General features: G+C 68.2%; 23 protein-coding genes. 10 read left to right on the forward strand and 13 right to left on the reverse strand.

Features of this window, described 5'->3' with window-relative positions; genetic code table 11:
* Nucleotides 1-6: 6 nt before the first annotated feature.
* Both V1Y59_RS11795 and V1Y59_RS11800 read left to right on the forward strand, forming a co-directional pair.
* Entirely contained in the window at nt 7-726 is a 720-nt protein-coding gene (locus tag V1Y59_RS11795; protein ID WP_330436352.1) for a GntR family transcriptional regulator, read from the forward strand.
* 123 nt (nt 727-849) lie between these two features.
* Nucleotides 850-2229 (forward strand): MFS transporter, encoded by a 1380-nt coding sequence (locus tag V1Y59_RS11800; protein WP_330505148.1) that lies wholly within the window; start codon nt 850-852, stop codon nt 2227-2229.
* Between the two features lie 300 nt (nt 2230-2529).
* On the opposite strand, the gene V1Y59_RS11805 is transcribed toward V1Y59_RS11800, so the two are convergent.
* From V1Y59_RS11805 to V1Y59_RS11840, 8 genes are all read right to left on the reverse strand, one after another.
* Nucleotides 2530-3753, reverse strand: a complete 1224-nt coding sequence (locus V1Y59_RS11805; RefSeq protein ID WP_431309151.1) for a M20 family metallopeptidase — start codon at nt 3751-3753, stop codon at nt 2530-2532.
* Between the two features lie 13 nt (nt 3754-3766).
* Entirely contained in the window at nt 3767-5011 is a 1245-nt protein-coding gene (locus V1Y59_RS11810) for an aminotransferase-like domain-containing protein (protein WP_330505149.1), read from the reverse strand.
* A gap of 75 nt (nt 5012-5086) precedes the next feature.
* The gene (locus V1Y59_RS11815) at nt 5087-6280 is read right to left on the reverse strand and encodes a M24 family metallopeptidase (RefSeq protein WP_330505150.1); all 1194 of its coding nucleotides are present in this window, start codon (nt 6278-6280) and stop codon (nt 5087-5089) included.
* Between the two features lie 57 nt (nt 6281-6337).
* Complete coding sequence (locus tag V1Y59_RS11820) at nt 6338-7843, reverse strand: NAD-dependent succinate-semialdehyde dehydrogenase (protein WP_330505151.1); 1506 nt, start codon at nt 7841-7843, stop codon at nt 6338-6340.
* A 2-nt stretch (nt 7844-7845) separates the two neighbouring features.
* Complete coding sequence (locus V1Y59_RS11825; RefSeq protein WP_330505152.1) at nt 7846-10971, reverse strand: FAD-binding and (Fe-S)-binding domain-containing protein; 3126 nt, start codon at nt 10969-10971, stop codon at nt 7846-7848.
* A complete protein-coding gene (locus tag V1Y59_RS11830; protein ID WP_330505153.1) occupies nt 10968-12293 on the reverse strand; it encodes an aspartate aminotransferase family protein in 1326 nt (441 codons plus the stop codon). Before V1Y59_RS11830 ends, V1Y59_RS11825 begins: the two co-directional genes overlap by 4 nt.
* 114 nt (nt 12294-12407) lie before the next feature.
* Nucleotides 12408-12872 carry a MarR family winged helix-turn-helix transcriptional regulator gene (locus V1Y59_RS11835; protein WP_431309152.1) on the reverse strand — a complete coding sequence of 155 codons (465 nt, stop codon included), beginning with the start codon at nt 12870-12872 and terminating at the stop codon, nt 12408-12410.
* Nucleotides 12869-13474: a DJ-1/PfpI family protein gene (locus V1Y59_RS11840; protein WP_330505154.1), complete on the reverse strand. Its 606-nt coding sequence runs from the start codon at nt 13472-13474 to the stop codon at nt 12869-12871. The genes V1Y59_RS11835 and V1Y59_RS11840 overlap by 4 nt, the downstream gene beginning before the upstream one ends.
* A 121-nt stretch (nt 13475-13595) precedes the next feature.
* On the opposite strand from V1Y59_RS11840, the gene V1Y59_RS11845 reads away from it, so the two are divergent.
* Genes V1Y59_RS11845 through V1Y59_RS11860 form a run of 4 tightly spaced genes read left to right on the forward strand, consistent with a single transcriptional unit; the run spans nt 13596 to nt 16828 of the window.
* Entirely contained in the window at nt 13596-14621 is a 1026-nt protein-coding gene (locus V1Y59_RS11845; RefSeq protein ID WP_330505155.1) for a D-2-hydroxyacid dehydrogenase, read from the forward strand.
* A 4-nt stretch (nt 14622-14625) separates the two neighbouring features.
* A complete protein-coding gene (locus V1Y59_RS11850) occupies nt 14626-15582 on the forward strand; it encodes a type III secretion system chaperone family protein (protein WP_330505156.1) in 957 nt (318 codons plus the stop codon).
* Between the two features lie 8 nt (nt 15583-15590).
* The gene (gene pyrE / locus V1Y59_RS11855) at nt 15591-16160 is read left to right on the forward strand and encodes an orotate phosphoribosyltransferase (RefSeq protein ID WP_330505157.1); all 570 of its coding nucleotides are present in this window, start codon (nt 15591-15593) and stop codon (nt 16158-16160) included.
* Nucleotides 16161-16162: 2 nt separating this feature from the next.
* The gene (locus tag V1Y59_RS11860) at nt 16163-16828 is read left to right on the forward strand and encodes a TrmH family RNA methyltransferase (protein ID WP_330505158.1); all 666 of its coding nucleotides are present in this window, start codon (nt 16163-16165) and stop codon (nt 16826-16828) included.
* A 183-nt stretch (nt 16829-17011) separates the two neighbouring features.
* Here V1Y59_RS11860 and V1Y59_RS11865 read toward each other — a convergent pair whose 3' ends face one another.
* Nucleotides 17012-18001, reverse strand: a complete 990-nt coding sequence (locus tag V1Y59_RS11865; RefSeq protein WP_330505159.1) for an MOSC domain-containing protein — start codon at nt 17999-18001, stop codon at nt 17012-17014.
* Nucleotides 18002-18115: 114 nt separating this feature from the next.
* On the opposite strand from V1Y59_RS11865, the gene V1Y59_RS11870 reads away from it, so the two are divergent.
* A complete protein-coding gene (locus V1Y59_RS11870; RefSeq protein WP_330505160.1) occupies nt 18116-19264 on the forward strand; it encodes a phosphatase PAP2 family protein in 1149 nt (382 codons plus the stop codon).
* A gap of 20 nt (nt 19265-19284) precedes the next feature.
* On the opposite strand, the gene V1Y59_RS11875 is transcribed toward V1Y59_RS11870, so the two are convergent.
* Nucleotides 19285-20025 carry a DedA family protein gene (locus V1Y59_RS11875; protein ID WP_330436312.1) on the reverse strand — a complete coding sequence of 247 codons (741 nt, stop codon included), beginning with the start codon at nt 20023-20025 and terminating at the stop codon, nt 19285-19287.
* Between the two features lie 57 nt (nt 20026-20082).
* Nucleotides 20083-21060 (reverse strand): DUF368 domain-containing protein, encoded by a 978-nt coding sequence (locus V1Y59_RS11880; protein WP_431309153.1) that lies wholly within the window; start codon nt 21058-21060, stop codon nt 20083-20085.
* A gap of 155 nt (nt 21061-21215) precedes the next feature.
* On the opposite strand from V1Y59_RS11880, the gene fbaA reads away from it, so the two are divergent.
* On the forward strand, nt 21216-22253 hold the full coding sequence (gene fbaA, locus V1Y59_RS11885) for a class II fructose-bisphosphate aldolase (RefSeq protein WP_330505161.1): 1038 nt from the start codon (nt 21216-21218) through the stop codon (nt 22251-22253).
* Between the two features lie 84 nt (nt 22254-22337).
* Here the strand turns inward: fbaA and V1Y59_RS11890 are convergent, their stop codons facing one another.
* Together V1Y59_RS11890 and V1Y59_RS11895 are read right to left on the reverse strand one after the other, a co-directional pair.
* Nucleotides 22338-22670 carry a hypothetical protein gene (locus tag V1Y59_RS11890; protein WP_330505162.1) on the reverse strand — a complete coding sequence of 111 codons (333 nt, stop codon included), beginning with the start codon at nt 22668-22670 and terminating at the stop codon, nt 22338-22340.
* Nucleotides 22655-24562 carry an Rv0361 family membrane protein gene (locus tag V1Y59_RS11895; RefSeq protein ID WP_330505163.1) on the reverse strand — a complete coding sequence of 636 codons (1908 nt, stop codon included), beginning with the start codon at nt 24560-24562 and terminating at the stop codon, nt 22655-22657. The genes V1Y59_RS11890 and V1Y59_RS11895 overlap by 16 nt, the downstream gene beginning before the upstream one ends.
* A gap of 242 nt (nt 24563-24804) precedes the next feature.
* On the opposite strand from V1Y59_RS11895, the gene V1Y59_RS11900 reads away from it, so the two are divergent.
* Entirely contained in the window at nt 24805-25242 is a 438-nt protein-coding gene (locus tag V1Y59_RS11900) for a DUF3151 domain-containing protein (RefSeq protein ID WP_330436304.1), read from the forward strand.
* Between the two features lie 45 nt (nt 25243-25287).
* Nucleotides 25288-26391 carry an FUSC family protein gene (locus V1Y59_RS11905; RefSeq protein WP_330505164.1) on the forward strand — a complete coding sequence of 368 codons (1104 nt, stop codon included), beginning with the start codon at nt 25288-25290 and terminating at the stop codon, nt 26389-26391.
* The last annotated feature ends 258 nt before the right edge of the window (nt 26392-26649 follow it).

Genomic DNA, 26649 nt, shown 5'->3' on the forward strand with positions numbered 1-26649 from the left:
CAACACATGACAGGAACACGACAACGAGAACCCGGGCGCAAGCGAGTGCTCACCCCGCTGGTTCAGGAGTCGACGCCGGCGATCATCGCGCGGAAACTGCATGACGCGATCGCCAGCGGTGACTTCCCGCCAGGGTCCCAATTGACCGAATCCGGTCTCGCCGCGGATCTCGGCGTGAGCCGTGGGCCGCTGCGTGAAGCCATGCAGCGTCTCACCGCCGAAGGGCTGCTCGTCAGTCACCGCAATCGCGGCCTTTTCGTTGTGTCGATGGATGATTCGGACATTCGCGACATGTACGTTGCGCGAACGGCGGTCGAACGTGCCGCGCTGGAGCAGGTGATCTATCGTGGGGACGATGACGCCATCGACGACCTGAATGATGCAGTGGCACAGATGCGGGAGTTCATCGATGATCCCAACGGGGTCGAGATGGCCGACGCGGACATGCGTTTCCACCAGACGCTGGTGGATCATGCCGCCAGCCAGCGCCTTTCGCGGCTACACGAGACGATCCTGGTAGAAACCCGGATGTGTCTGCGGGCGATGCGGGGAACCTACGCATCGGGGAAGGAACGTATAGCAGAACATCAGGCATTGGTGGATGCCATCGTCGCGGGGGACGTGGCGGCGGCCGACGCACTGATGATCGAGCACATGAACGACGGGCTGCACCGTCTGGTCGGTGACACCATTCCCGACCTGTCCGGGGCGGTGTCGACGGGCTGATCGTTGCCATGATGTGAACGGATTCGCCCGCACCCGCGGGCTTGCCGACTTAGTCTCGATACGTCAGATCGCCGATGTGAATCAGCACCAGACAACTGGCCGCCCAGACTGAGGAAGGCGCAGATGACGAACCCGAGTTCGACCGGATCGACGGCACATCCCAGACCCGACCCGGAATCCCCCGAAGGAAAGTCGATCCTCCGAAAGGCGATCAGCGCCTCCGCGATCGGCAACGCCACCGAGTGGTACGACTACGGCGTCTACGCCGCGACGGCGACCTATCTGACCGACGCCTTCTTCCCCGGCGACCTCGGCACGCTCGGCACCATGCTGGGTTTCGCCGTCTCCTTCGTCCTCCGCCCGCTCGGCGGGTTCGTCTGGGGGCCGATCGGCGACCGCATCGGACGTCGCTCCGTGCTCGCGCTCACCATCGTGCTGATCTCGGTCGCGACTGCGTTGATCGGCGTCCTGCCGACGCACGCTTCTGTCGGTGTATGGGCGCCCGTGCTGCTCATCCTGCTCCGCGTCGTGCAGGGATTCTCCACCGGCGGTGAGTACGGCGGTGCGGCCACGTTCATGGCCGAGTACGCCCCGGACAAGAAACGTGGCCGCTACGGCAGCTTCCTGGAGTTCGGCACGTTGGGCGGGTTCGTCCTCGGCTCGGCGGTCGTGCTCTTCCTCGATCTGCTCCTGAGTGACGACGCGATGGCCACCTGGGGATGGCGCCTGCCGTTCTTCCTCGCCCTGCCGCTGGGTCTGATCGGCCTCTACCTGCGTACCCAGGTCGACGAATCGCCGGTCTTCGAGGAACTCGAGGACGAACACAAGCTCGAATCGTCGCCCTGGGCCGAGCTGGTCGATCTGGTGAAGACGTACTGGCAGCCGGTGGCGATCATGTTCGGCATGGTGGTCGCGCTCAACGTGGCGAATTACACTCTGCTGGCGTATCAGCCGACGTATCTGGAGAACACGCTCGGGATGAGCACGGACACCGCCACGGCGGTGATCCTCATCGGCGAGCTGGCAATGATGGCGGTCATCCCGTTCTTCGGTGCCTGGTCGGATCGGACCGGACGAAAACCGATGTGGTGGTCGTCGTTGATCGGACTGTTCGTCCTCGCCTTGCCGTTGTATTGGCTGATGGGGCAGGGATTCGCCTGGGCGATCATCGGTTTCACGATCCTGGGGCTGCTCTACATCCCGCAGCTCGCGACGATCTCGGCCACCTTCCCGGCCATGTTCCCGACCCAGGTGCGCTACGCCGGTTTCGCGATCTCCTACAACCTCTCCACGGCCGCGTTCGGTGGTACCGCTCCGCTCGTGAACGACGCCGTCGTGGAGGGCACGGGCTGGAACCTCTTCCCGGCGCTGTACATGATGGGCGCCTGTGCGATCGGCATGGTGGCGCTGGTGTTCTTGAAGGAGACCGCCGGAGTCTCGATCCGTGGTTCCGAGATCCCCTCGAGGGAGCGCGATCTCGCGATGGCGGCGAAGTCGACGTGACCGGTTTCGGATTCCCGTTGGTCGAGTAGCGACGTGCGAGCGTAGCGAGCCCGACGCGTATCGAGGCCTTGGTGAGGGGATCTCGATACGCGTGCTCGCCTAGCGGCTCGCAGGCTACTCGATCGGCGGGTGGGGGTTTTCGTTGGTCGAGTAGCGACGTGCGAGCGTAGCGAGCCCGACGCGTATCGAGGCCTTGGTGAGGGGATCTCGATACGCGTGCTCGCCTAGCGGCTCGCACGCTACTCGATCAACGGAGGGGCGGCTCGCACGCTACTCGATCAGCGGAAGGGACGCTCGCGATCAGCCCAGCATCCGCAACGCCGTGAGCGCGTAGGCACGCGCCGCGGTCTCGAGGTCGGCGATCGCCACGGATTCGTCGGGTTGGTGTGCCTGCGTGTGGATCTCGCCGGGGCCGCACACGATCGCGGGGATACCGAGATCGCGGTTCACGAATCCGCCGTCACAGGCTGCGCTCCACCCGCCGACCGAGGTGGAACCGCCCGCATCGGTGATCGCCCCGACAGTGAAGGCGACCAGGTCGTGCGACTCGTCGGTGGCGAAACCGGGCATCTCCATGGTTACGCGGACGTCGACGGAGATGCCGTCGGAGTCGATACCGGACTGCGAGATCGCCTGCCGCAGTTCGGCGGCGATGGTCTCTGCGCTCTCGTGCGGCATCAATCGGCGATCGATGCCGAGGCTGCACATCGGTGCGACCACCGAGATGCCCTGGCCGCCGGCGATGGTGCCGACATTCCAGGTGCCCGATCCGAGGAGGTCGTCTGCGGTCATCGCGAGTTGCTCGTGGTCGAAGCGGATCAGGTCCACGATGGATGCGGCGGCGTTGATGGCGCTGCGTCCGTCTGCGGGTCGGCCGGAATGCGCGGCCCGGCCGGTGATGTCGATCTCAAGGTACGACGCCCCACGGCAGCCCCGGACGACCTCGAGGTCGGTCGGTTCGGCCACGATGCAGCCGGCGAACTCGTACTCCGGAGTCTGGGACACGAAGTCGCGCACGCCGATCCCGTGCTCTTCCTCATCCACGGTGCAGACCAGCTGCACGGGGCCGGACAGGTCGACACCGTATGCCGAGGCATGGGACAGGGCCTGCATGGCGACGACGGCGGCGGCCAGCCCGCCCTTCATGTCGGTGGCGCCACGGCCGTAGAGTCGTCCGTCCGCATACCGGGCGCGGTACGGGTCGGCCGACCAGCCGGGCCCGGCAGGCACCACATCGGAGTGGCCGAGCAACATCAATCCCGGGCCCGATCCGGCCGACAAGGTGGCAACCAGATTCGGCCGGCCCGGTGCGACCTCTCGCGTGGACACGGAGAAACCCGCACTGCGACATGCCTTCTCGAGGACCTCGACGGCGGCTGCCTCGGTGCCACCCGGATTCTCGCTGGATGCCTCGACGAGACCTGCGGTGAGCATGGCGACGGTGTCGGCGTTGATGTGGGACAACACGCCGGCCTCGGCTTCGGACAGGGACACGTCGCGACCTCCGGGTGCTCGTCTCGTCATCGAATGGATTCCGTCACCCAGTATGAGCCATCTTCTCCAGCGTGCCCGTCAGGCGCTTGATGCCCTCATCGATCCGCTCCGGTGTGCTCGACGCGAAGCACAGCCGCATCGCGTTGCGGAACCGTCCGCCCGGCGACAATGCGGGGCCCGGGATGAAGGCGACGCCGTCGGCGAGGGCCACCTCGAACAGTTCGCGGGTGTCGATCTCGGCGAACTCCTCGCGCAGCGTCACCCACAGGAAGAAGCCGCCATCGGGGTCGGTGGTGTCCACGCGGTCGCCGAGGTGACGGCTGATCGAGTCCAGCATCGCCTCCTTGCGTTCGCGATAGAGCTTGCGAATCCCGGCGAGGTGGTCTTCGAGACCGCCACGCGCGATGTACTCGGCGACGATGTGCTGATTGGGCACGTTGGTGCAGGTGTCCATCGCCTGCTTGCCGTTGATGAGCAGCTGGCGCAGCGAGGCGTCCGCGTCGACCCAGCCGACGCGCCAACCGGGCGCCAGGATCTTGGAGAAGGTGCGCACCGAGAAGATCAGCGGGTCTTGGGGACTCAGCGTCTGGAAGGTCGGCAGATCCTCGCCGGCGAAACGCAGCAGCCCGTAGGGATCGTCGTCGATGATCACCGCACCCCACTGGTGCGCGAGGCGCAGCAGTTCGCGTCGTCGTTCCTCAGAGAGGGTGACGCCCGACGGATTCTGGAAGGTCGGGATCGTGTAGATCGCCTTGGGGGTCTGGTGGGTGTGGGAGACGAGATCCTCCAGGGTGTCCACCTGCATGCCGTCCTCGTCGGTGGGAACCTCGAGGAGTTGCGCACCATAGGAGAGGGCGGTCGCGCTGCCGTTGGTGTAGGTGGGGGATTCGACGATCACGAGGTCGCCGGGGTCGACGAAGAGCTTGCACGCGAGGTCGAGCCCCTGCATGCCTCCGGTGGTGATCACGAGGCGGTCGAGGCTCGACGGATCCGGTGTGGTCGCGAGGTAGTCGACGAGGAGCTGCAGGAGGCGTGGCTCGCCCTCGGTGGCGCCGTAGGTGAACGACGAGTTGTCCAGGATCTCCCCGGCGATCTGCCGGAACTCGTCGGCCGGGACAGCCTCGTCGGCCGGCGAGCCCATGGCGAAGCGCACGATGTCGTGGGTTTGTGCCGCGAGTAGGGAGGTGGACGAGTCGATCATCGACCCGACCAGGTCCTTGGCGCGCCCGGCCAATGGCAGCGTGGGGCCGGAATGGCGCAGGTTGTGGGTGTCGGCGGTGGCGGTCATCGGTTCACCTCTCTCGGTGTGGTTGGGGCCCTTCGTGACGCTCGGCTAGCGCCTCGCTCCTCAGGGATCGGGGGTTCATTTGCGGATCAACTCGCGCGGGAAACTGGTGAAGGTCTCGACGCCGGTCGGGCTGACGCGCACCGACTCGGACAGTTCGAAGCCGTAGTCGTCCATCCACATTCCGCAGACGATGTGGAAGGTCATGTTGGTCTCGAGGATCGTCTCGTCCTCGGTCCGAATGCTGATCGTGCGCTCGCCCCAGTCGGGCGGATACCCGATGCCGATCGAGTAGCCCAGGCGCGAAGGCTTTTCCAGTCCGTACTTGGCAAGGGACCAGTTCCAGGTGGACGCCAGTTCACGAGTGGCCACCCCCGGACGGATGGCCTCGAGGACGTTGTTGAGCCCCTCAGCGGTGGCCTTGGCCACGTAGTCGAGATCCTTCGACGGCACGCCGAGTGACACGGTGCGGGCAAGCGGACAATGATATCGGTTGTGCGCGCCGGTCAGTTCGATGACCACCGCCTCGTCGTCGGTGAACGTGCCCTGATGCCACGTCAAGTGCGGGGTGTCGGCGGCGGCGCCGGTCGGCATCATCGGCACGATCGCCGGATAGTCACCGCCGAAGTCCGAGGTGCCGGTGATCTGCGCTTGCGAGATCGCTGCCGCCGCATCGCATTGCCGGACACCGACATCGATGGTCTCGATGGCGGCGCGCATGGCTTCCGAACACACCATGCCGGCCTGACGCATCAGTTGGACCTCCGCGTCGGACTTCACCGACCGCACCCAATTGACGAGCTCGAAGTTGTCGACGAGCTTCCACTCCGGGATGGCGTTGTAGAGCGCACGATAGGCCTTGGGCGAGAAGAAGTGTGAATCCATCTCCAGGCCCACCGACCCGGCCCGTGACGCCGGGGCGATGAGGTGGCGCTGGCGCAGCGCCCACGCCACCCAGTCGAAGGCGTGCACGTGCGGCCGATGCACGTAGCTCTCCGGATAGCCGACGATCTGATCTTCCGGCAGCCACGTGGTGCGGTGTGCGCCATGGGCATCCATCTCCCGGGCGAAGAACACCATCTCGCCCTCGATCGGGACGAACAGCATCTGCGGGGTGTAGAACGACCACGCGTTGTACCCGATGAGATAGAAGATGTTGGCCGGATCGGTGACGATGATCGCCGAGAGGCCCTGCCGGTCCATGAGTTCACGGACACGGGTCAGGCGCTGTTCGTACTCGCTGTCGGTGAACAGCTGAGCGCCGAGGTACATCCGTGGTCTCCTGTCGGGTCATCACCGGCCGTGGGTGGACCGGTCAATCATGTTGTGTCAACGGGCTATCGGCCGTGCAACGTACTTTACGTCGAGAAACTCCTCGATGCCGAGTCGACCGCCCTCGCGGCCGAGTCCTGACTCCTTGATCCCGCCGAAAGGTGCGGCCGGATTGGAGACGAGACCGGTGTTGACACCGACCATCCCGACCTCCAGGGCCGACGACAACCGGTCTGCGCGGTCGATGTCCTGGGTGTAGAGGTATCCGACGAGTCCCCACGGGGTGTCGTTGGCCAGCCGCAGCACCTCCTCGTCGTCGGCGCCGGCATCGCCACCGCTGGTGCCGAACGGGATGATCGCGGCGACCGGACCGAAGATCTCGGTGTGCATCAGGTCGGCGGACGGGTCGACGTCGGTCAACACGGTCGGTGGGTAGAAGTGCCCCGGTCCGTCGGGACGCTCTGCACCGCAGACGATTCGCGCACCACGGTCGACGGCGTCGGAGACAAGGGCAGTGACCTTGTCGGTGGCCTTACCCTCCACGAGCGGACCCACCTGGGTGCCCTCTGCCGCGCCGTCGCCGACGGTGAGCCCACCCATCCGTGCGGCCAACTTCTCCGTGAAGTCGCCGATCACGTCGCGGTGCACAAAGATCCGGTTGGCCGCGGTACACGCCTGCCCCATGTTGCGCATCTTGGCGACCATGACACCCTCGATCGCACGATCGACATCGGCGTCGGCGCACACGATGAACGGTGCGTTGCCGCCCAGTTCCATCGATGTGCGCATCACGGTGCCGGCGGCCTGCCCGAGCAGAATCTTCCCGACCTCGGTCGAACCGGTGAAACTGACCTTGCGGGCCTTGCCTGAGGACATCCATTCGCCCACCACGGATCCGGGGTCGGTGGTGGTGACGACGTTGAGCACGCCATCGGGTAACCCGGCCTCACGCAGGATGTCGGTGAGCAGCAGAGCGGTCAGCGGGGTGAGTTCGGCCGGCTTGAACACCATCGTGCAGCCCGCCGCGACCGCCGGTCCGATCTTGCGGGTTCCCATGGCGAGGGGGAAGTTCCACGGGGTGATCAGGATGCACGGACCCACCGGTTGCTTGCTGACGACCACACGGTTGTTGCCGTCGCCGGTCACGGTGTGGTCGCCCCCGATGCGCACGGCCTCCTCGGCGAACCACCGGAAGAACTCGGCGCCGTAGGCGACCTCGCCCTTGGCCTCGGCCAGCGGCTTACCCATCTCGGCGGTCATCACGGATGCGATCTCGTCGACGCGATCCATGATGAGCTGGTATGCGCGATAGAGGATCTCGCTGCGGGAACGGGGTGACGTGGCCGCCCACGCCGCTTGATGATCGGCGGCTGCCTGCAGTGCACTGCGCGCGTCGGCGGCGCTGCCGTCGGCGACCACGGCCAAGGGTTGACCGGTGGCCGGGTTCTCGACGGTGAAGGTGGCGCCCGCCTCGGCAGGTCGCCACTGGCCGTCGATGAACAGGTCGGTGTGGAGCCGCGCGATGGCCTGCGATGCGTCCGAGGTGGGAATGGTGGCCGTCATGGTCACGCTCCTTCCGTGGTGGTGGGTTCTGTCGACGAAGGATCGGATTCCGTCGACGGGAACTTGGGTTCTGTCGGCGACTTTCGGGGTTCTGTCGGCGAGGATCGGGGTTCTGTCGGCGGGGTGGCGGGGCCGCGGCGGGTGAGCAGTTCCGCGAGGTGCAGGCCGGTCGCGGTGATGGCCGAGTCGGTCGCGGCGAGGTGGTCGACCGACATCGCGCAACTGAAACCGTCGGTGATGACCGGCCGGTCCGGGTCCGCCCGCAGGGCCGGGGCGAGCGCGTTCTCGGCGACGGCGACACTCACGTCGTAGTGCCCGCGTTCGAACCCGAAGTTGCCCGCCACACCACAGCATCCGTCCGCCGTGTGGACCTCGACGCCGAGCGCCTCCAGGACCGACGCGCCGGTGCGGGCGCCGAACACCGCGTACTCGTGGCAATGCGTCTGCAGGGTGACGGAGTCGGGTAGCCCCGTCGGAGTCCAGCCACGGTCGATGAGCCGTGGTAGGTAGTCGGCGAAGCTGTGCACCCGGGCGGACACACGGTGGGCCGCGGCACTGTCGACGAGTTCGGGTAGATCTTTGCGCAGGGCCGCGGCGCAACTCGGTTCCGGGAGCACGATCGGCCGGTCGGTGCCGTCGTCGAGCGCTGTCGCCGTGCGCGTCAGCACTTTCCGTGCGTGCGTGAGCTGCCCGGTGGAGATCCAGGTGAGGGCACAGCAGTTGTCCGCGCTACATCCCACTTGGTCGCCGCTGCCACCCAGGACCTCGGCGGCGGCGGTCGCGACCTGCGGACGGAACGCTTTCGTGAACGAGTCGACGAAGAGGATCGTGTCGGTGGTCGGGGTCACCGGCGCCAGTGCGCGCAGGTGACGTCGGCGGTCGCGGCGGGTGGCGAACCGCGGCATGCTGCGCCGTGCATCGAGACCACCTGCGCGGGCCGCGATCCGCCGCAACGGGGTGTTCAGGCTCGCGTTGATCACCGGTGCCAGGGTCCCGGCCACGTTCAGCCACGCCGGCATCCAGCCGAGGGAGTAGTGCGACATCGGGCGGCGGCGGCCGGTGTAGTGATGGTGCAGGAACTCCGACTTGTAGGTGGCCATGTCGACTCCGGTCGGGCAGTCGGTGGAGCATGCCTTGCAGGACAGGCAGAGATCCAGTGCCTCGGCCACATCTGTTGATTGCCAGCCGGACTCGATGTCCGGCGCGGTACGGACCATGTCCTGCAGCACCCGGGCCCGTCCGCGGGTGGAGTCCTTCTCGTCGCGGGTGGCCCGGAAACTCGGACACATCACGCCGCCCGATGACGCGCGGCAGCGACCCACGCCGATACATCCCTGCACGGCGTGCACGAACGGATCGAGGGTGTCGGCCGTCTCCGTAGTGCTTCCTGATTCGGCCGGCGTGAGGGTGAACATCGTCGGCCAGCGTCGTGCCGGGACGTCGGCCAGCGCCAGGTCGTCCGTGATGGGCGGTGCATCGATGATCGAGCCGGGATTCAGCGTGCCCGTCGGGTCCCAGATCTTCTTGAACTCGGCGAACGCGGCGAGCATGGCGGGGGAGTACATCACGGGCAGCAGCGCCGACCGCGCGCGCCCGTCTCCGTGCTCACCCGACAGCGACCCGCCGTGTGCGACGACGAGATGTGCTGCGTCGGTGCAGAAACGGTCCATCGCCGCCCGGCCCTCGGCGGATCGTAGATCGAACGTGATGCGGACGTGCATGCAGCCGGCGCCGAAGTGTCCGTACATCACCCCGGTGAGGCCGTAGCGGTCGAGCAGTGCGGTGAAGTCGTCGAGATAGTCAGCCAGCCGTTCCGGCGCGACCGCGGCGTCTTCCCAGCCGGGCCATGACTCGTAGCCACTGCCGATGCTGTCGTCGTCGGGGTCGGCGAGGCGTGACGAGAGCCCGGCGCCGTCCTCTCGGACCCGCCAGAGCGTCTTGCGTGCCACCGGATCCGGGACGGTGGTCCCGGCGATCATGCGTCCATGGGCGCGGAGCTCATCGAGGAGTCGCTTGGCGGTCGCGGGCACGTCGGTCTCGGATTGCTGTGTGGCGCTGTGCTCGTCGAGGTCGATGAACAGCCATGCGGTGCAGTCCGGGTCGGCGATTCCGGGTAGCGCCGTGACCGTGTCCCGCCCACGACGCGCGGCCATCGTGGCGACGATCTTGCGGTCGATGCCCTCCACCGCCGACGGCGCATACGGCAGGATCACGGGTACGTCGCGAGCCGCATCGCTGGCCGTCGGGTAGCCGACGCACAACAGCAGCGACGAGGACGCGACCGGGACCAGTCGGACGCGCGCGGCCACCACGATCGCACACGTCCCCTCACTGCCCACCAGGGTGCGTGCAACGTCGAAGCCGTTCTCCGGCAGCAACTTCGACAGGTGATATCCGGACACCTGGCGCGGAATGGTCTCCAGGTCGGTGCGCAGGATGGCGAGGTTGCGGTCCGTCAGATCACGCAGGTGCTCGGTGAGCGTCGCGGCGCGCTGCGCAGCTGCCGTGTCGTCGGGATCGGTGGCGGCGATCCCGGTGCGGGTGGCCGTGAGTCGCAGGCCGTCCGCGGTGACGAGGTAGAGCTCCTCGACGTGATCGGTGGTGCGACCGTGCCGGACCGAGTGGTTACCGCAGGCGTCGTTGCCGATGGCCCCTCCGAGGGTCGCCCGCGACGCCGACGACGGGTCGGGAGCGAACGTCAGGCGGCCGTCGGTGGCGCTGCGGGCTTTCGCCGCGAGGGTGGTCAACACGGCGCCGCTCTCGGCGACCGCGGTGGACGTGTCGACGTCGACCTCACGGAGCCGGTGCATGTGGCGCGACAGGTCGATCACCACGCCACGCCCGATCGCGTTGCCGCCCATCGACGTGCCACCGCCACGGGCGATCAGCGGGATGCCGTGGGCATGGCAGTACTCGGCGGTGCGCGCCACGTCGAGCTCGGTGCGCGGGAAGACCACCGCAATCGGACGAATCCGGTAATTGGAAGCGTCGTAGGAATACTCGGCGAGGCGCCGCGACGAGACGTCGACCTCGACGCCCAGGGCATCGAGGTCGACGGCTACATCGGGTTCGCCGGAACGAGCGGGTCGATCGTCGTCCGTGAGCGCCGAGTTGCTGACATGTGTCATCTCTGTCCGAGGGTATCGCCTGAGAACACATCGGTCAGGGTTGCGGAAAACCGCTCCAGACCCATGCTGATCTCGTCCTCGGTGACGACCAGCGCCGGGATGAGTCGCACGACGTTGCCGGCGGGGCCGCAGGTGAGGGTGAGCAGGCCGTGGCGGGTGGTGGCCTGCTGGACGGCGGCGGCCGCGGCGGCGTCGGGGACGGGGGTCGCGCCGTCGCCGCTCTTGACGAACTCGATCCCGGCCATGAGACCCAGTCCACGCACGTCACCGACGGCGTCGAATCGACCTGCGATGTCCTGCAATCCGCTCAACATCTGGTCGCCCCGGATGCGCGCGTTCTCCACGAGGTTCTCGTCGCGGATCACGTCGATGGTGGCGACGGCGGCCGCGGCGGCGACCGCGTTGCCGCCATAGGTGCCGCCCTGCGATCCCGGCCACGCCTTGCTCATCAGTTCCGTCGACGCCGCGATGGCGGAGATCGGGAAACCCGAGGCGAGGCCCTTGGCCGTGATGAGGATGTCCGGGGTGAGGTCGGTGGCGTGCTGATGACCCCAGAACTTGCCGGTGCGGCCGAACCCGGCCTGCACCTCGTCGAGGATCAGGACGATGCCGTGCCGGTCGGCGCGTTCGCGCAGTCCCTCGAGGAACCGCGGCGGGGTGGGCAGGTAGCCGCCGTCACCGAGGACCGGTTCGATGAGGAAGGCGGCCGTGTCGTTGGGGGCCACGCGTGACTGCAGCAGATAGTCGAGTTCCCGCAGCGCGAAGTCGACGGCGGTGTCGGTGTCCCAGCCGTAGCGGTAGGCGTAGGGGAACGGCGACATGTGCACGCCGGCCATGAGCGGCGAGAAACCGGCCGAGAACTTGGTTCCGGCGGTCGTGAGACTGGCCGCTGCCACCGTGCGGCCGTGGAAGCCACCCTGGAACACGACGATGTTCGGACGTGCGGTCGCCATCCGGGCGAGACGGATCGCCGCCTCGACGGCCTCCGACCCCGAGTTGGCGTAGAAGACAGAGTCCAAGCCGAGGGGCAGCACGCCGCCGAGCTTCTCGGTCAGTTCGAGCAGCGGCTGATGCATCACCGTCGTGTACTGGGCGTGGATGATCTTGGTGCACTGCTCCTGGGCGGCCGCGACGACGCGCGGGTGGCAGTGGCCGGTGCTGGTGACGCCGATACCGGTGGTGAAGTCGAGGTAGTCGTGACCGTCGGTACCGCGGATCCACGAGCCCTGTGCATGGTCGACGACGACGGGTGTCGCCTGTTTGAGCGCGGGGCTCAAGGACGCGGTCTGGGCGGTCGGCAGGGATTCGGCGGTGACGGTCATGCGTACACGGTGACGGTCGATCGTCGGATTGTCAACAATTGGACATAGGGCCAGTTCGCGGCCCCAATCCCCAGGTCCAGCGGTGCGGCCAGAACGTATGCAGAGTGGATCGGGTCAGAGGTCGATCGGGTCGTCGAGAGCCGTGCTCAGAGCGTGGAGGGTCGCGACCGCCTCGGCCAGCCGCTCGACGCCCACGCGCTCGGCGAGGGTGGTCGCCGCGATCCGGTGACCGGGATTGATCCGGCGGATCGCGGCCAGCCCGTCGTCGGTCAGCCGGACCAGCTTGGCGCGCCGGTGTCCCGGGTTGTCACGGTATTCGACCAGGCCGTCGGCGGCGAGCAGGTCGGCGGTGCGCTGAACGCTCTGTCGGGTGATGCCCATGGCCCGTGCGATGTCGGAAACGGTGAGTGGCGCGTCGATCACGGCGCCGAGGACCTGCCAGCGGGTGGCCGTGAGGCCGGCCGGGCGGGCGAGGTTCTCCGCCAGCGCGAGGAACTGGCCATTGAGGCGGAACGTGGTGAGGGCGCTGTCACTCAGGAGTTGTTGCACCTGTTCGATGGCGGGTGGGACGTCGGTCACGACTGTTCACCGAGCGCGTAGAAACCGCTCGGGTCCTGCTCACCGTAGAGCCGGTACCAGGCCTCGAGCACGGGCTGCGTGTACACGCCGAGCTGCGCGAACACCTCACGGGCGAACTCGATGGGTGCGACCGCGCCCGCGGTGATGACCCCGCGATCGGTGACCGCCGGGGCGTCGATGTACCGCGCGGCGCCCGCGTAGCCCGTCGGCTCGAGCTGCTGCGGCGCGTTGCTGGTGTGGCGACGATCGTCGAGTAGTCCAGACCGTGCCAAACCTACTGTGGCGCCACAGATCCCGGCGACCGGAATGCCGGCGTCGGCCCAGCGGCGGGCGGCGTCGACGAACGCGTCGTTGCCGTCCCACGACTGCGCTCCGGGCAGGACGAGCATGGTACTGCCGTCAGGGTCGACGTCATCAAGAACGGTGTCGGGAACCATGGTGACGCCGCCGATCGTGCGAACCGGCTCGGCGGTCGCGCCGACGGTCACGATGCGAAATGCGCCGGGATCGCGCTGGTACTCGGGGTTGTTGATGCCGGCTGCGACGTAGCCGTACTCCCAGTCGGCGAGGCCAGGGTAGACGCCCAAGTGAACGGTCTTCATCGGATCTCCTCAGTAGGTTTGCGCCTCCGATATGACAGTATTCTGTCAGTATGACAGCATACTGTCAATGGGGAGGCCTCGATGGCGGGCGCGGTCGCGGAGTGTCTGGTTACGGTGAGGCGTGCCCACACAACGACGACCGACCATCGCGATCCTCGGGGCCGACGGAGTCCCGGACCCGCCCAACCTCGATCAGATCGCCGACCTCGCGACCATCCGGCCGTGCACGGCCGACACCCTGCCGTCGGCGCTGCCCGGCGCCGATGTCCTCCTCGTCTGGGACTTCTTCTCCCGTGCGCTGAAAGACAATTGGGGACCCGCGACGGCGGACCTACGCTGGGTGCACGTGTGTGCGGCCGGCGTGGACTCGTTGCTGTTCGACGACCTGCGCGCCTCGGACATTGTCGTCACCAACGCCGCCGGGGTGTTCGACCGCCCGATCGCCGAATTCGTCCTCGCCTCGATCCTCGCGCGCGACAAGCAGTTACACATCTCCAAGCGATTTCAGCAGCAGCGCGCCTGGGAGCATCGGGAGACCGCGCGCACCGAGGGCTCCTCCGCGTTGGTGATCGGTACCGGCGGCATCGGTCGCGCCACCGCCCGGCTGCTGAAGGCCGTCGGGATCCGGGTGACCGGAGCGGGTCGGACCGCACGGTCCGACGACCCCGACTTCGGCACCGTCGTGCCCACCGATGACTTGGTCGAGCACGTCGGCGGATTCGACACCGTGGTCGCGATCGCCCCGCTGACCGCCCAGACCGAGCGGATGATCGACGCGGCCGTGCTGTCTGCGATGCGGTCGGATGCGCACTTCGTCAACGTCGGCCGCGGCCAACTCGTCGACGAACCGGCCCTGATCGACGCACTGTCCTCCGGCGACATCGGTGCGGCCTCGCTCGACGTGTTCACCGACGAACCGCTCGACCCGTCGAGCCCGCTGTGGGCGATGGAGAACGTCGCCATCTCGCCGCACATGAGCGGTGACGTCGTCGGATGGCGCGACGTACTCGCCGAACAGTTCCTCACGAACCTGCGGCGTTACCTCGATGCGTCCGTACCGTTGGCCACGGTGCTCGGCAACGTCGTCGACAAGGACCGGGGTTATGTCGCCGGCGCTACACGCGCGGGCGGCGATAGTAGGCTGTAGCGCGATGACCATCGTGTATTTCGTGATCGCCGTGTTGGCACTCGCCGGTGCGGTCGCCCTGTTGTGGCTCGACCGGCAGCGTTCGAGTGCCGTTCGGCATCGGCGAGCGGTCTGGGGTGACCAGCACGAGTTCAAGTTCCGTGAGACGGACACCAAGCTGCGCAAGGTCTTTCATCGCGCGACGATGAACGTGCCCGAACGTGTCGCGGTCCAGGACGTCGCCTACGGCCAGTTCGGGGGCGCCGAGGCCGTGGTGTTCGACCTGGCCGAGACTGCGACGGTGGTCGCCGTTCGCCGATCCGCGCCGTCGCCGGTCGTCATCGACCTCCGGCACGAGGATGTGCTCGCCCCGGCCGAAGAGGACGTCGAACTGCTCGGCGCGATGGGTCCCCGGGTGATGTTCTCCAACAACCTCGACGTCGCGCGCCGCGTCTGTGACCGCCGGATGGTGGCCCTGGCCAACAACGCGCCGCCATTCATCGAGGTCCTCTGGAACGAGGGCAACTGGGTCCTCGGATCGATGCCGCAGACCGCCGAGGACGACCAGCTCGACATCGGCCTCGAAGTGGTTCGCCGGTTCGCGGATCTACTCCGGGTGCTGCCGCCGCTCGTCGACCCCCAGGATGCGCCGGACCCCCGCGACCCGCACGGACCCACGCGCGCCGAACTGGCCGACGAGAAGACCGAATCGATGCGCGACAAACAACGTCGCGCCCGCATCGCCGCCGAGGACTCTCGTGCTCGCGACGCGGTGCCGACTGGCGACGCCGACGTCGCCGCGCCGACCCCGCAGCGCGGCGGCGATGATGCCGCACCGCCGGCATGGACCCCCGAGACGACGCCGGGCCGGCGGATGCAGCCGATGCCGGTGCGTCGCCCGGGTCCCGCACCTCGTCCGTACGACATGCCGCCGGGCCCGCCGCCCGCAACGGACCGACCCAACCGCCACCACAAGAGTTGAGCCGCGATATGTCTTCGTCAGCGCCCGCCGCCCCCGCCGTCGACGACGGCGACCGGACCCGCCTCGCGAAACTGGTCACCGAACTTGCCGTCGTGCACGGCCGGGTGACCCTGTCGTCGGGCAAGGAAGCCGACTACTATGTCGACCTGCGTCGCGCCACCCTGCACAACGAGGCGTCCCGGCTGATCGGCAGCCTGATGCGGGAGCTCACCGCCGATTGGGAGTACGAGTCGGTGGGTGGGCTCACCCTCGGCGCCGATCCGGTCGCGACGTCGATCATGCACGCCGACGGCCGCCCGATCGATTCCTTCGTCGTCCGCAAGGCCACCAAGACCCACGGCATGCAACGCCGCATCGAGGGACCCGACATCGCCGGGCGCAACGTGCTCGTCGTCGAGGACACCTCCACCACCGGCGCGTCGCCGTCGACGGCGGTGGAAGCGGCGCGGGAGGCCGGTGCGACGGTGATCGGCGTGGCGACGGTCGTCGACCGTGCCACCGGTGCCGACGAGGTCATCACGGCGCTCGGCGTGCCGTACCGCTCGCTGCTCGGGCTCGCCGACCTCGGACTGGGGTAGGCGTGGACCAACCCGGTCCCACCGAGTGGCAGTCGCGGTCGGGCCCGGAGGTGGGTGTCGGTCCGTGGGTTGACGAACGCGGCACGTCGCCACCCGCCGACCCGCGCTACGACCCGGAACTGCTGGCCGACGGTGACACCCGCAATGTCGTTGACGCCTACCGTTATTGGACGCGCGACGCCATCGTCGCCGACATCGACTCCCGACGGCACCCGTTTCACGTCGCCATCGAGAACTTCGCGCACGACGCCAACATCGGGACGGTCGTCCGCACCGCCAACGCCTTCGCCGCGGCTGCCGTGCACATCGTCGGAAAGCGGCGGTGGAACCGCCGCGGCGCCATGGTCACCGACCGCTATCAGCACCTGATGCACCATGATTCGGTAGCCGATCTGATCGGCTGGGCGCGCGCCGAAGGTCTCGCCGTGGTGGCCGTCGACAACACGCCGGGCTCCCGGCGCCTCGAGACGGCGGAACTGCCGCGCGACTGCGTCCTGCTGTTCGGTCAGGAGGGGCCGGGCGTGAGCGAGGACGCCCACAGCCACGCCGATCTCACCGTCTCGATCGCCCAGTTCGGCTCCACGCGCAGCATCAATGCCGGTGTGGCCGCGGGGATTGCGATGCACGCGTGGGTGCGACAGCACGCGGATCTCGGGGCGGCTTGGTAGGCAAGGGGTTTCGATGGGTTTCGATAGGTTTCGATACGGCTCCTCGCAAGCTCGTCGCCTACTCAACCAGCGGTGGGGTGCGGTCTGCTCTATCAACCAGCGGTTGGGTGCGGGTCCGTTCTACTCAACCAGCGGTAGGGTGCGGGTCTGCGGGTTGATCTCGGTCGCCCAACCAGCACCGCGTCAACCGCGGCGGAACATCTCGGCGACCCGGTTGGCGGAGTCGAAGGCCAGCACGCGGCCGCGGCCGGCCAGTCGTCGCGGCGCCGACGGTGGGCTCGGCGGTGTGATCGTCAACGGGTCGCCCACCCGGACCCGGCCCGACCGGATCACGTCGGCATACACGCCGAGGTAGCGATCGGCGGTCGTGGCGACCGCACGGGTCAGACCGGCCTCCACCGGCAGGTCCACATGTGCGCGGCTGGGCACCACGCAGCGCACCGTCCGCATCACCACCCGCATGCGTGCGTCGCCCAGACCCAGGCCGGCGTCGGCCCATCGGGCCTCGGGCAGGCCATCGGCGCCGAAGTCGCCGGCGAGCACCAGGTTCGGCCGGAACCGTCGGGGATCGAGGTGCTCGACACCCATCGCGGCGGCGATGGTGTCCACGCTCGTCTCGGTCACGAGGTGCACCGGACACAGATCGACGAACGTACCGGGCGGGGTGGCGTTGCGGGTCAACGTCGCCAGCGCGCGGGCATTCATGTCGGAGACCTTCGGCAGTTTCTCGTCGGACGCGATACCGAGGTCGCGGGCGAGCACTCCCGGGGTCAGCGACGTCATCCGCTCGCGCCACGACAACCGGTGCGCGCGCGGATCGTCGGGCAGCGGGACCAGGCGCACGTCGCGGTCGAGGAGCGCCGACATGGCGGAGTGGATCCGCGGGTCGTCGCTGTGATGCTCCGAGCCGTCGGGAGCGGTGACGATCACCGCCGGTGCCCGGCCCGGGCCGGCGTCGGGACCGGGTGGCGCCGCGAACCGCGCGGAGAATCCGAGGACGGCGGGCAGCCGGCGCGCCGAGATGGTGGTGTCGCGTTCGACATCGTGCAGGGCCCACAGCCGATCACCGTGTACCCCACGCGGTCTCAACTCGAGCGACTCGAGCGACTCGCCACCCATCGACTTCACCGGATGGCGCCACAACTCGGTGATACGACACGGTGTGCTGCTCATCGGTCCCTGCTCTCCGGCGCTTCCCGGCACCTGCGTGCGCGGCGGTGGGTCGCGCCCACGGTAACCGATCGTTCACTTGCGCAACCAACGGCTGGGACGGAAGAGTGATCACCCGTGTCGACCTCGCGCCTCCGCCCTGCGCTCATCTCCGTACTGACCGCCCTGACCGTCGGCCTCGGTCTCGTCTCCGGTGGAGTCGCCGCGGCGACACCCACCGCGGTGGCGGCGCCGGCGGCGTTCACACCGGCCCAGCTCGTCGGGCCGTACCCGTCGGATTATCCGCCGGGTGGGACGTATGTCCCGGTGCTGGATGGCTTCTCGTACCTACGTGACAACCGGCCGGACATCATGGCGCAGAATCTGCGCACCGTCGAACGGATCAACGGGTCGGCCACCCGCGCGGAGCAGAACGACGCGGTCGCGATCAACTACGACGACCGGCTCCTCTCACTGTCGGAGGCACTCGGCGCGCGGCTCGGGCCGGTGTTCCGCAAGCTGCTCGCCGACGGGCGGCTGCCCAAGGTCGCGGCACTGACCGAGGGGTACACCGCGCGCGCCATGCTGCCGCTCGGTACGACGCTGATCGAGAAGGAGATCTTCGGCAATCCGCGTCCCTTCGTGGTGGCACCCGGCAAGATCGAGCGCTACAACCGGCCAGGCGAAGATCTGTACGCCGACCTCGGCGGCAACGGCTCCTACCCATCCGGGCACACCAGCATGGGTTACCTGATCGGCGGGCTCCTCGCCTACTGGCTGCCCGAGCTGGGGCCGCAGATCACCGTGCGCGCCGGTGAGATCGGACGCAGCCGGATCGTGCTCGGTGTGCACTATCCGCTCGACGTCATGGGCGGCCGGATCCTGGCCACCGACCTCGTCTCCGCGCGACTGTCCGATCCGGGTTTCGCCTCGCTCGTCGATCAGGCCGGCCGGCAGTTGCGCGCCGAACTCGAACGGGCGGTCGGTGTGCCGCTGGCGCGGTTCATCGCAGCCGACACCCCGTACATGAGCACCCAGGAAGCGGTGGCCGCGCACCGGCAGATGATGACGTACGGATTCGGAAAGGTCGCGCCCGGTCAGCGCAACGAGATCCCGGCGTCGGCGGCGGCACTGCTCAAGAGCCGCTTCCCGCGCCTGTCCGACGCCCAGCGCCTCGACATCCTGCGACAGACCGCGATCGATGCGGGTTATCCGCTCGACAAGGCCGGGTCCAACGGTGGCTGGCTGCGAATCGACCTGGCCGCGGCGTACGCGGTGACCCCCTGATCGGCGAGAAACCCGACTGACTACGCGGTCGGGTTCTCCTCGCGTTCGACGTCGACCGGCTCCTCGACGATCGGCCGGCGCGACCGGAGGAACCGCTTGGTCACCTCGCTGATGATGGGGATGACCGAGACGAACACGATGAGCAGGAAGATGATGTCGATGTTGTCGCGGATGAATTCGATCTGGCCGAGGAAGTAGCCGAGCAGGGTGACCCCCGCGCCCCACACGATGGCGCCGACCACGTTGTAGGTCAGGAACACCGGGTAGCGCATCTTGGCCGCGCCGGCGACGAGTGGCGCGTACGTCCGCACGATCGGCACGAACCGCGCCAGGAAGATCGTGATGGGGCCGTGCTTCTCGAAGAACTCGTGCGCCTCGACGATGTAGCGCTCCTTGAGCACCTTCGCGTCCGGCCGGAACAGCGAGTACCCGACGCGGTTGCCGATCCAGTAACCGACCTGGTCGCCGAGGAACGCGGCGATCGGAATCGTCACCAGCAGCACCCACAGCGGCGCGAACGGCTCGATGTCGGCGGACTTCGCCGCGACGATCAGCCCGGCGGTGAACAGCAGGGAGTCACCGGGCAGGAGCGGGAACAGCAGCCCCGACTCGATGAACACGACCAGCAGCAGTCCGGCCAGAATCCAGGTGCCGAACGAGTTCAGCAGGTTGACCGGGTCCAGGAACCCCGGCAGCAAGGCGAGGTTGGTGGTGGTCGTGCTCAGAGCAGTCGTGCTCGTGGAGAGGGCGGTGTCGATCACGTCGAAACAATGTACCCGCGATTCGACCCACGACCGCGCAGCGAAGCCGGCGAACTGCTACCGATCCGCCGGCTCCGACGCGCGAGCGTCGGCGGAGTACACCTTGTGCTGGACGAGTGCCACGACGGCGACCACGGCGACACCGAGCACGAACAGGCCCAGCGCCCCGGGCCATTCGTCGCCGACCCCGAGCAGGCCGCCGTCGTCGGTCTGCCAGGGCCACAATGCGCGCAGGGACCCGAGCAGCAGACCGGCGGCGCCGATCATCGCGGCAGTGTGATGGTTTTCGAGCAGCCATTCGAGGATGCGCACGAACGTCACGATGCCCACCAGCGCGCCGACGGCGAAAACCGCCAGGTACTGGACGTTTCGGTCGTCGACGGCGGCCATCGTGGGCGCATAGATGCCCACCACCAGCAGGAAGAACGAACCGGACACTCCGGGCAGGACGAGCGCGCAGACCGCGACCGCCGCCGCGCAGAACACGAGGATCAACGGAGGATCGCTGATCTCGCTGCGGGGCAACGAGGTGAGTACGAAAACGGCCGTCGCCATGGCGATGAACAGCGCGGCTGCCTTGGCCTTGGCGCCGCCGCTGTCGAGATCACCGGGCCGGACTTCCAGGAACGGGATCGCCACCGATGCCGCTATCATGCCCATGAACAGCGCCTTGGAATACACCGGCTGGTCGGTGACGAATGTCTCCATCACGCCCGCGATGGAGAAGACCGCGACGAGCATGCCGATGGCCACGGGGATCAGGAGCCACCAGTCGACGCTGCGGGCGTCCGCGCGCCAGTCCGACCTGGTGATCATGCCCCGCGGGACGTCGGTCAGATGCTTGGCCGAGGCGATCAGTCGCGTGTAGATCCCGGTGACCAGAGCGACGGTGCCGCCGGAGACGCCGGGAACCGTCTCGGCCAGTCCGATCAGGCCGCCGCGAACGACGTTGCCGATCGTCTCGGTCGCCGGTGGTCGTTGTCCGCCGCGGGGAGACCCGTCCGACGGCGCTGGGTTCTCCTGCCTCGGCGTCACGCTGACATCGTAGCGGGCACACAGGGCCCCGATCGGCGCCGGTGGCCGGCCGGGGAACTCCATGTGTACATCTCAACCGCGACCCGTGTACCTGCCATACTGAGACGCGATGGCAGCTCGCTGCGGCGAGGAACCTACGTTCGAAGGATTCATCGATGCCCATTGCAACACCCGAGCAGTACGCAGAGATGTTCGACAAGGCCAAGAAGGGCGGCTACGCGTTTCCCGCGATCAACTGCACGTCGTCGTCGACGATCAATGCGGCCATCAAGGGATTCGCGGACGCCGGCAGTGACGGCATCATCCAGTTCTCCACCGGCGGTGCCGAATTCGGTTCCGGCCTCGGTGTGAAGGACATGGTCACCGGCGCGGTGGCGTTGGCCGAGTTCGCTCATGTCGTCGCGGCGAAGTACGACGTCACGATCGGTCTGCACACCGACCACTGCCCCAAGGACAAGCTCGACACCTACGTGCGTCCGCTGCTCGCAATCTCCCAGGAGCGCGTCGACGCCGGCAAGAACCCGCTGTTCCAGTCGCACATGTGGGACGGCAGCGCCGTGCCGCTCGACGAGAACCTGGAGATCGCGAAAGATCTGCTCGCGAAGGCGGGCGCCGCCAAGATCATCCTGGAGATCGAGATCGGCGTCGTCGGCGGTGAAGAAGACGGTGTGGAGAACGAGATCAACGACAAGCTGTTCACCACCCCCGAGGACTTCGAGAAGACCCTCGACGCGCTGGGCGCGAGCGACACCGGCAACCGGTACCTGCTCGCCGCGACCTTCGGGAACGTGCATGGCGTCTACAAGCCGGGCAACGTGAAACTGCGCCCCGACGTGCTGAACACCGGCCAGGAGGTCGGGGTCAAGAAGCTCGGTCTGGCCGAGGGCGCGAAGCCGTTCGACTTCGTCTTCCACGGTGGTTCCGGCTCGCTCAAGAGCGAGATCGAGGAGGCCCTCAGCTACGGCGTCGTGAAGATGAACGTCGACACCGACACCCAGTACGCCTACACCCGTCCGGTCGCCGGGCACATGTTCGAGAACTATGACGGCGTCCTGAAGGTGGACGGCGACGTGGGCAACAAGAAGACCTACGACCCGCGGGTCTGGTCGAAGAAGGCCGAGACCTCGATGTCCGAGCGCGTCGTCGAGGCCTGCACCGACCTCAAGTCGGTGGGTAAGTCGATCAGCGCCTGATCGAGTCCCACCACCGCGACAGCGCCCGGCGGATCGCCGGGCGCTGTCGCGTTTCAGCGGTTGCGCCCATCGGCGGTTGGCGCGTCAGAGAGTGGCCAGACCGACGAGGACACCGACGGCGAGTGCGAGCATGACGATCGCGGCGATGACGACCGGGGGATCGATGCGTCGCTCCCCGCGCGACGTGGTGGTCGCCCGCGGTGCCGGACGCTCGATGTGCAGCGGAGTGGTCTGCGGTTCGAAGTAGTAGGTGGGCTCGGTGTCGGTGCGTCCGACGTGCGCAGCGGGCTGCACCGGATGGCCCGAGCGCAGTTCGGTTCCGGTGGGGTGGTGGACCCACGTCGGAAGCTGCGTCGGGGCGGCAGGCGGACGGGCCGGCCGGGCCAGGGGGCCGCTGCGGGTCACTGCGGCGTGCACACCTTCCACTCCTCGCCGGAGCGCTGCAGGTTGATCGTGACGACCTGCGGCTGCTCGGGGTTGGCGCTCTGCACCGCCTCGACCTCGACGACCGCCTGATTGCCGTCGTCGGTCACCAGGACAGCTTTGATCTCCCTGACCTCGACGAGTTCGTTGCGCGCCCGCTGGCCGTCGTAGATCGTCTGGAAGTCCGAGTCGCTGAGCGAGCTGTAGAACTGTTGGCGCTCACCGCAGGTGATCGATCGCAGTGTCGCCAGATCACCCTCGTACAGCGCCGTGGAGAATTCCTCGGCGGTATCGGCCGCCTCGTCTTCCGGGGCCGGTGGGCGCAGGCTGAGGTAGCCGAATGCCGCTCCCGTGGCAGCGAGGACGACGACCACCGCAGCGGCGACGATCCACCAACGCCGGGCCCCTCCGGACCCTGCCTTCTCGGCCTTCTCGGTGCTGGTTCTGCCGGTGTCCGACTTCTCGGTGCCGGACGAGGAGGACGAACTCCGGCCGGGGATGACCTCGGGCTTGTGCGCGGTCGTCGACCAGCCCTGCGCCGCGGACGTCTTGGCGGTGGGCGCCTCCGACCTCGACGCTGCCGCCGCACCGGCTGCCCCGGCTGCCACAGCCGCTCCCGCGGCGGCGGCGGGAAGGACCTTGGTGGTGCCGGAGTCGTCGGACGCGTCGTCGGCGGTGTCGCCGTCTGCCGACGAGTCTGAGGTGTCGGTGTCAGCGTCCGCGTCGGCAGGGGAGTCGTCGACGTCGGTCCACTCGTCGGTCGGGTCGGCCTCTGCTTCGTCCTCTGGGCCTGCCGGGGCATCGGAATCGGTGGTGGTCTCGGCGTCGGACGTCTCGTCGGCGACCGTGTCGATCGACTCGAGATCCTCGAGCTCGTCGTCGTCGGGCAGTTCGTCGCGACGGATCACCGTCGTGGCCGAATCCGTCGGACCGATGCCGCCGCCCGGCTTCCGGCGTTCGGCCGGCTGCTCGTCGTCGGTGGCCGACTCGGTCGTGGCTGCGGCTTCGTCGGCCGGGGTGTCGTCAGAGCCGGCGTCACCGGAGCTGATGCTGTCGAGGTCTTCGAGGTCGGCTGCCTCCGGGAGGTCCTCGCGGCGGATCACCGCGGTGGCCGAGTCGATCCCGCGACCGCCCTTGGGGGTGCGTCGGGCCGTGACCTGTTCGGCGGGCGCCTCGTCGGTGCCCGTGGCTTCGGCGGATTCGGGCGCCTCCGGGTCGGCGGTCGCATCCGACTCCGACTCCGGCGCGGGGTCCGTGCCCGCCTCGTCCTCGGTGTCGGGAACATCCGTGTCGGTGTCCCCGGTGTCGGGTTCGGCTGCGTCCGGGTCTGCTGCGTCGGCATCCGCGGTCTGTTCGGTTGCGGTCTCGTCCGCCGAGCTCGTCTGGTCGTCGCCGGTCTGGTCGTCGGACGTCTCGGTACCGGAGTCGTCGGTGGATGCCGACGCATCGGTGGTCTCGGCGTCGTCGACGTCTGCCGGGTCGTTGGCATCTCCGGGGTCGTCCGTGGCCTGGTCGACGTCGGGATCCGAGGCTTCCGCCTGCACCTCGTCGGCGTCGGCGGTCGGCGGGACCTCGTCACCGGCCTGCTCGGTCGGCTCCGGTGTGGGCTCGGCGGCGTTCTGCTCGCCGTCGTCGGTGTTCTGTACGACACTCTCGTTCGCGTCAGTCGTGCTCGGCTCTTCGGAGCCGGGCCCGGTCACGCCGTCGTTGTTCGCCTCGTCTGTCACCGCTGCGTCGTCGCCCTTCGTACTCTCGACCCAGGAATCATCCGGACCTCGGCGGCCGGGTCGGGCCGCCCCGTGGTCGTTGTCGTGATCGTTGCCGCGATTGCGCCACGCCGAGAGGGCGCGGCCGATCAGCGACCCGTCGTCGCGCGTCGAGGGCATCGCCGTCTACACCCCGCTTTCCCCGGATGGAACGGATCGGCGTCGATGTTGGTGACGACTCCCGACGAATGGGTCGCGTCATGGCCGATCGCGTCACTCACCCTAGCGAATGGCGGGCGCTCTCAGCACTCGGTGGGCGCCGAAAACCGTCGTGGTGTACATCGCCCGGCGGACTCGGGCCACCGAACGTGCGTGGGCGGTGGTCGACAGCCCGCGACCGGGTGGGGTGCTTCAATGGAGTGGTGACTTCTTTCGGAGACCTGTTGGGCCCGCAGCCGGTGCTGCTCACCGGCGACGATGAGGCCGAATCCGACCTGCTGAACGGTGCCGACCCGGCGCAGACCGCGGCGGCACACCCGACCGCGTCGATCGCCTGGGCGTACCTCGCCGACGCTGCGCTCGCGGCCTCTGACGGCGGCGCCGACGTGGGCCGCGTCATCGAGGCCTACGGCTACGCCCGGACCGGGTATCACCGTGGCCTCGACCAACTGCGCCGGCACGGCTGGAAGGGCTTCGGCCCGGTGCCGTGGAGCCACGAACCCAATCAGGGATTTCTGCGGTGCGTGGGCGCGCTCGCCCGCGCCGCGCAGTCGATCGGCGAAGAAGACGAGTACCTGCGCTGCCTCGACCTCCTGAACGACAGCGACCCGACCGCGGTGGCTCAGCTCGGACTGGCCTGACCGCCCGTCGCGCCGACCCCGTGACGACGTGACCACCTCACCGCCGTGACCGACTGGCTGCGCCGCCGCTTTCACGCGCTCCCACCGCCGGTGCGGCGACGAATCCGTCGGCTGTGGTTGTCGGGCGTGCCGATCACGCAGTGCGCCCTGGCCGCCGGGGTCTCCTGGTGGATCGCCGTCGTGATCTTCGATCACCCGCAGCCGTTCTTCGCGCCGATCGCCGCGGTCATCTCCCTCGGGTTGTCGCTGGGTAAGCGGTGGCGCCGGTCCGCCGAGCTGGTGACCGGTGTCGTCATCGGCATCATCGTCGGCGACCTGCTGATCTCGTGGATCGGTTCGGGAACGTGGCAGATCATCCTGGTGGTGGGGCTGGCCATGACGGTGGCCGTCTTCCTCGACGACGGCCCGATCATCCCCATCCAGGCCGCGTCGTCGGCGGTGCTGGTGGCCACGCTGCTGCCGCCCGGCGACGTCGGCGGCATCAACCGTGCGATTGACGCCCTGATCGGCGGGCTGATCGGCATCCTCATCGGGGCGTTGTTCCCGGTCAATCCGGCCCACCGGGCCCGCCGGGACGCTGCCGGGCTGCTCGCGACGATGCGCGATTCCTCCCGCCGCCTCGCCGCGGGTCTGCGCGAGATGGAGGAGCAGGAGGTGTTCGCCGCGCTGACCGCGGCGCGCGGTACGCAGGAGGCGATCAACACGATGCGCGCCGACATGCGTGGCGGCAAGGAGGTGAGCGCCATCTCGCCGTTGTACTGGGGGTCGCGCGAAAGGCTGCAGCGGATCTCGGCGACCGCCGACCCCATCGACAACGCCGTGCGCAACTTCCGGATCATCGCCCGTCGGGCCCTGGCGATGACACAACGGCGCGAACCCCTGCATCCCGACATCATCGACATCATCGACGACCTCGGGGAGGCGTTCGAGGTCCTGCGCGCGATGATGATCGCCAAACCCGGTGAACCGCCCGACCAGGCCGATGCCGCCCGGGTGCTGCGCACCATCGCCCGCAAGGCGAAGCCCGAACTGGTTGCTCACAGCTCGCTGGCCGAGACGGCCGTGATGGCAGAGATTCGCTCGTTGCTGGTCGACATGCTGATGATCTGCGGGCTGGGGCGGTCGTCGGCGGCGGCGACCTTGCGCTGACCTCGCCCTTCGTGACGACCCTTCGCAGGCTCCGGGTCTCCTCAGGGGTCGGGGGGGCGACCCCCGGTCCCTGAGGAGCGAGCTTGCGAGCGTCGACCCCGGTCCCTGAGGAGCGAGCTTGCGAGCGTCGACCCCGGTCCCTGAGGAGCGAGCTTGCGAGCGACGGTCCTATAGCTTGTCAAGCTGTTGGAGGTCGGCTTTGAGGGCGTGGTAGACCTCGCGGGCGATGAAGCGTTTGAGGCAGCGGATGATGTCTTT

Source organism: Gordonia prachuapensis, from assembly GCF_036350515.1.
GTDB lineage: Bacteria > Actinomycetota > Actinomycetes > Mycobacteriales > Mycobacteriaceae > Gordonia > Gordonia prachuapensis.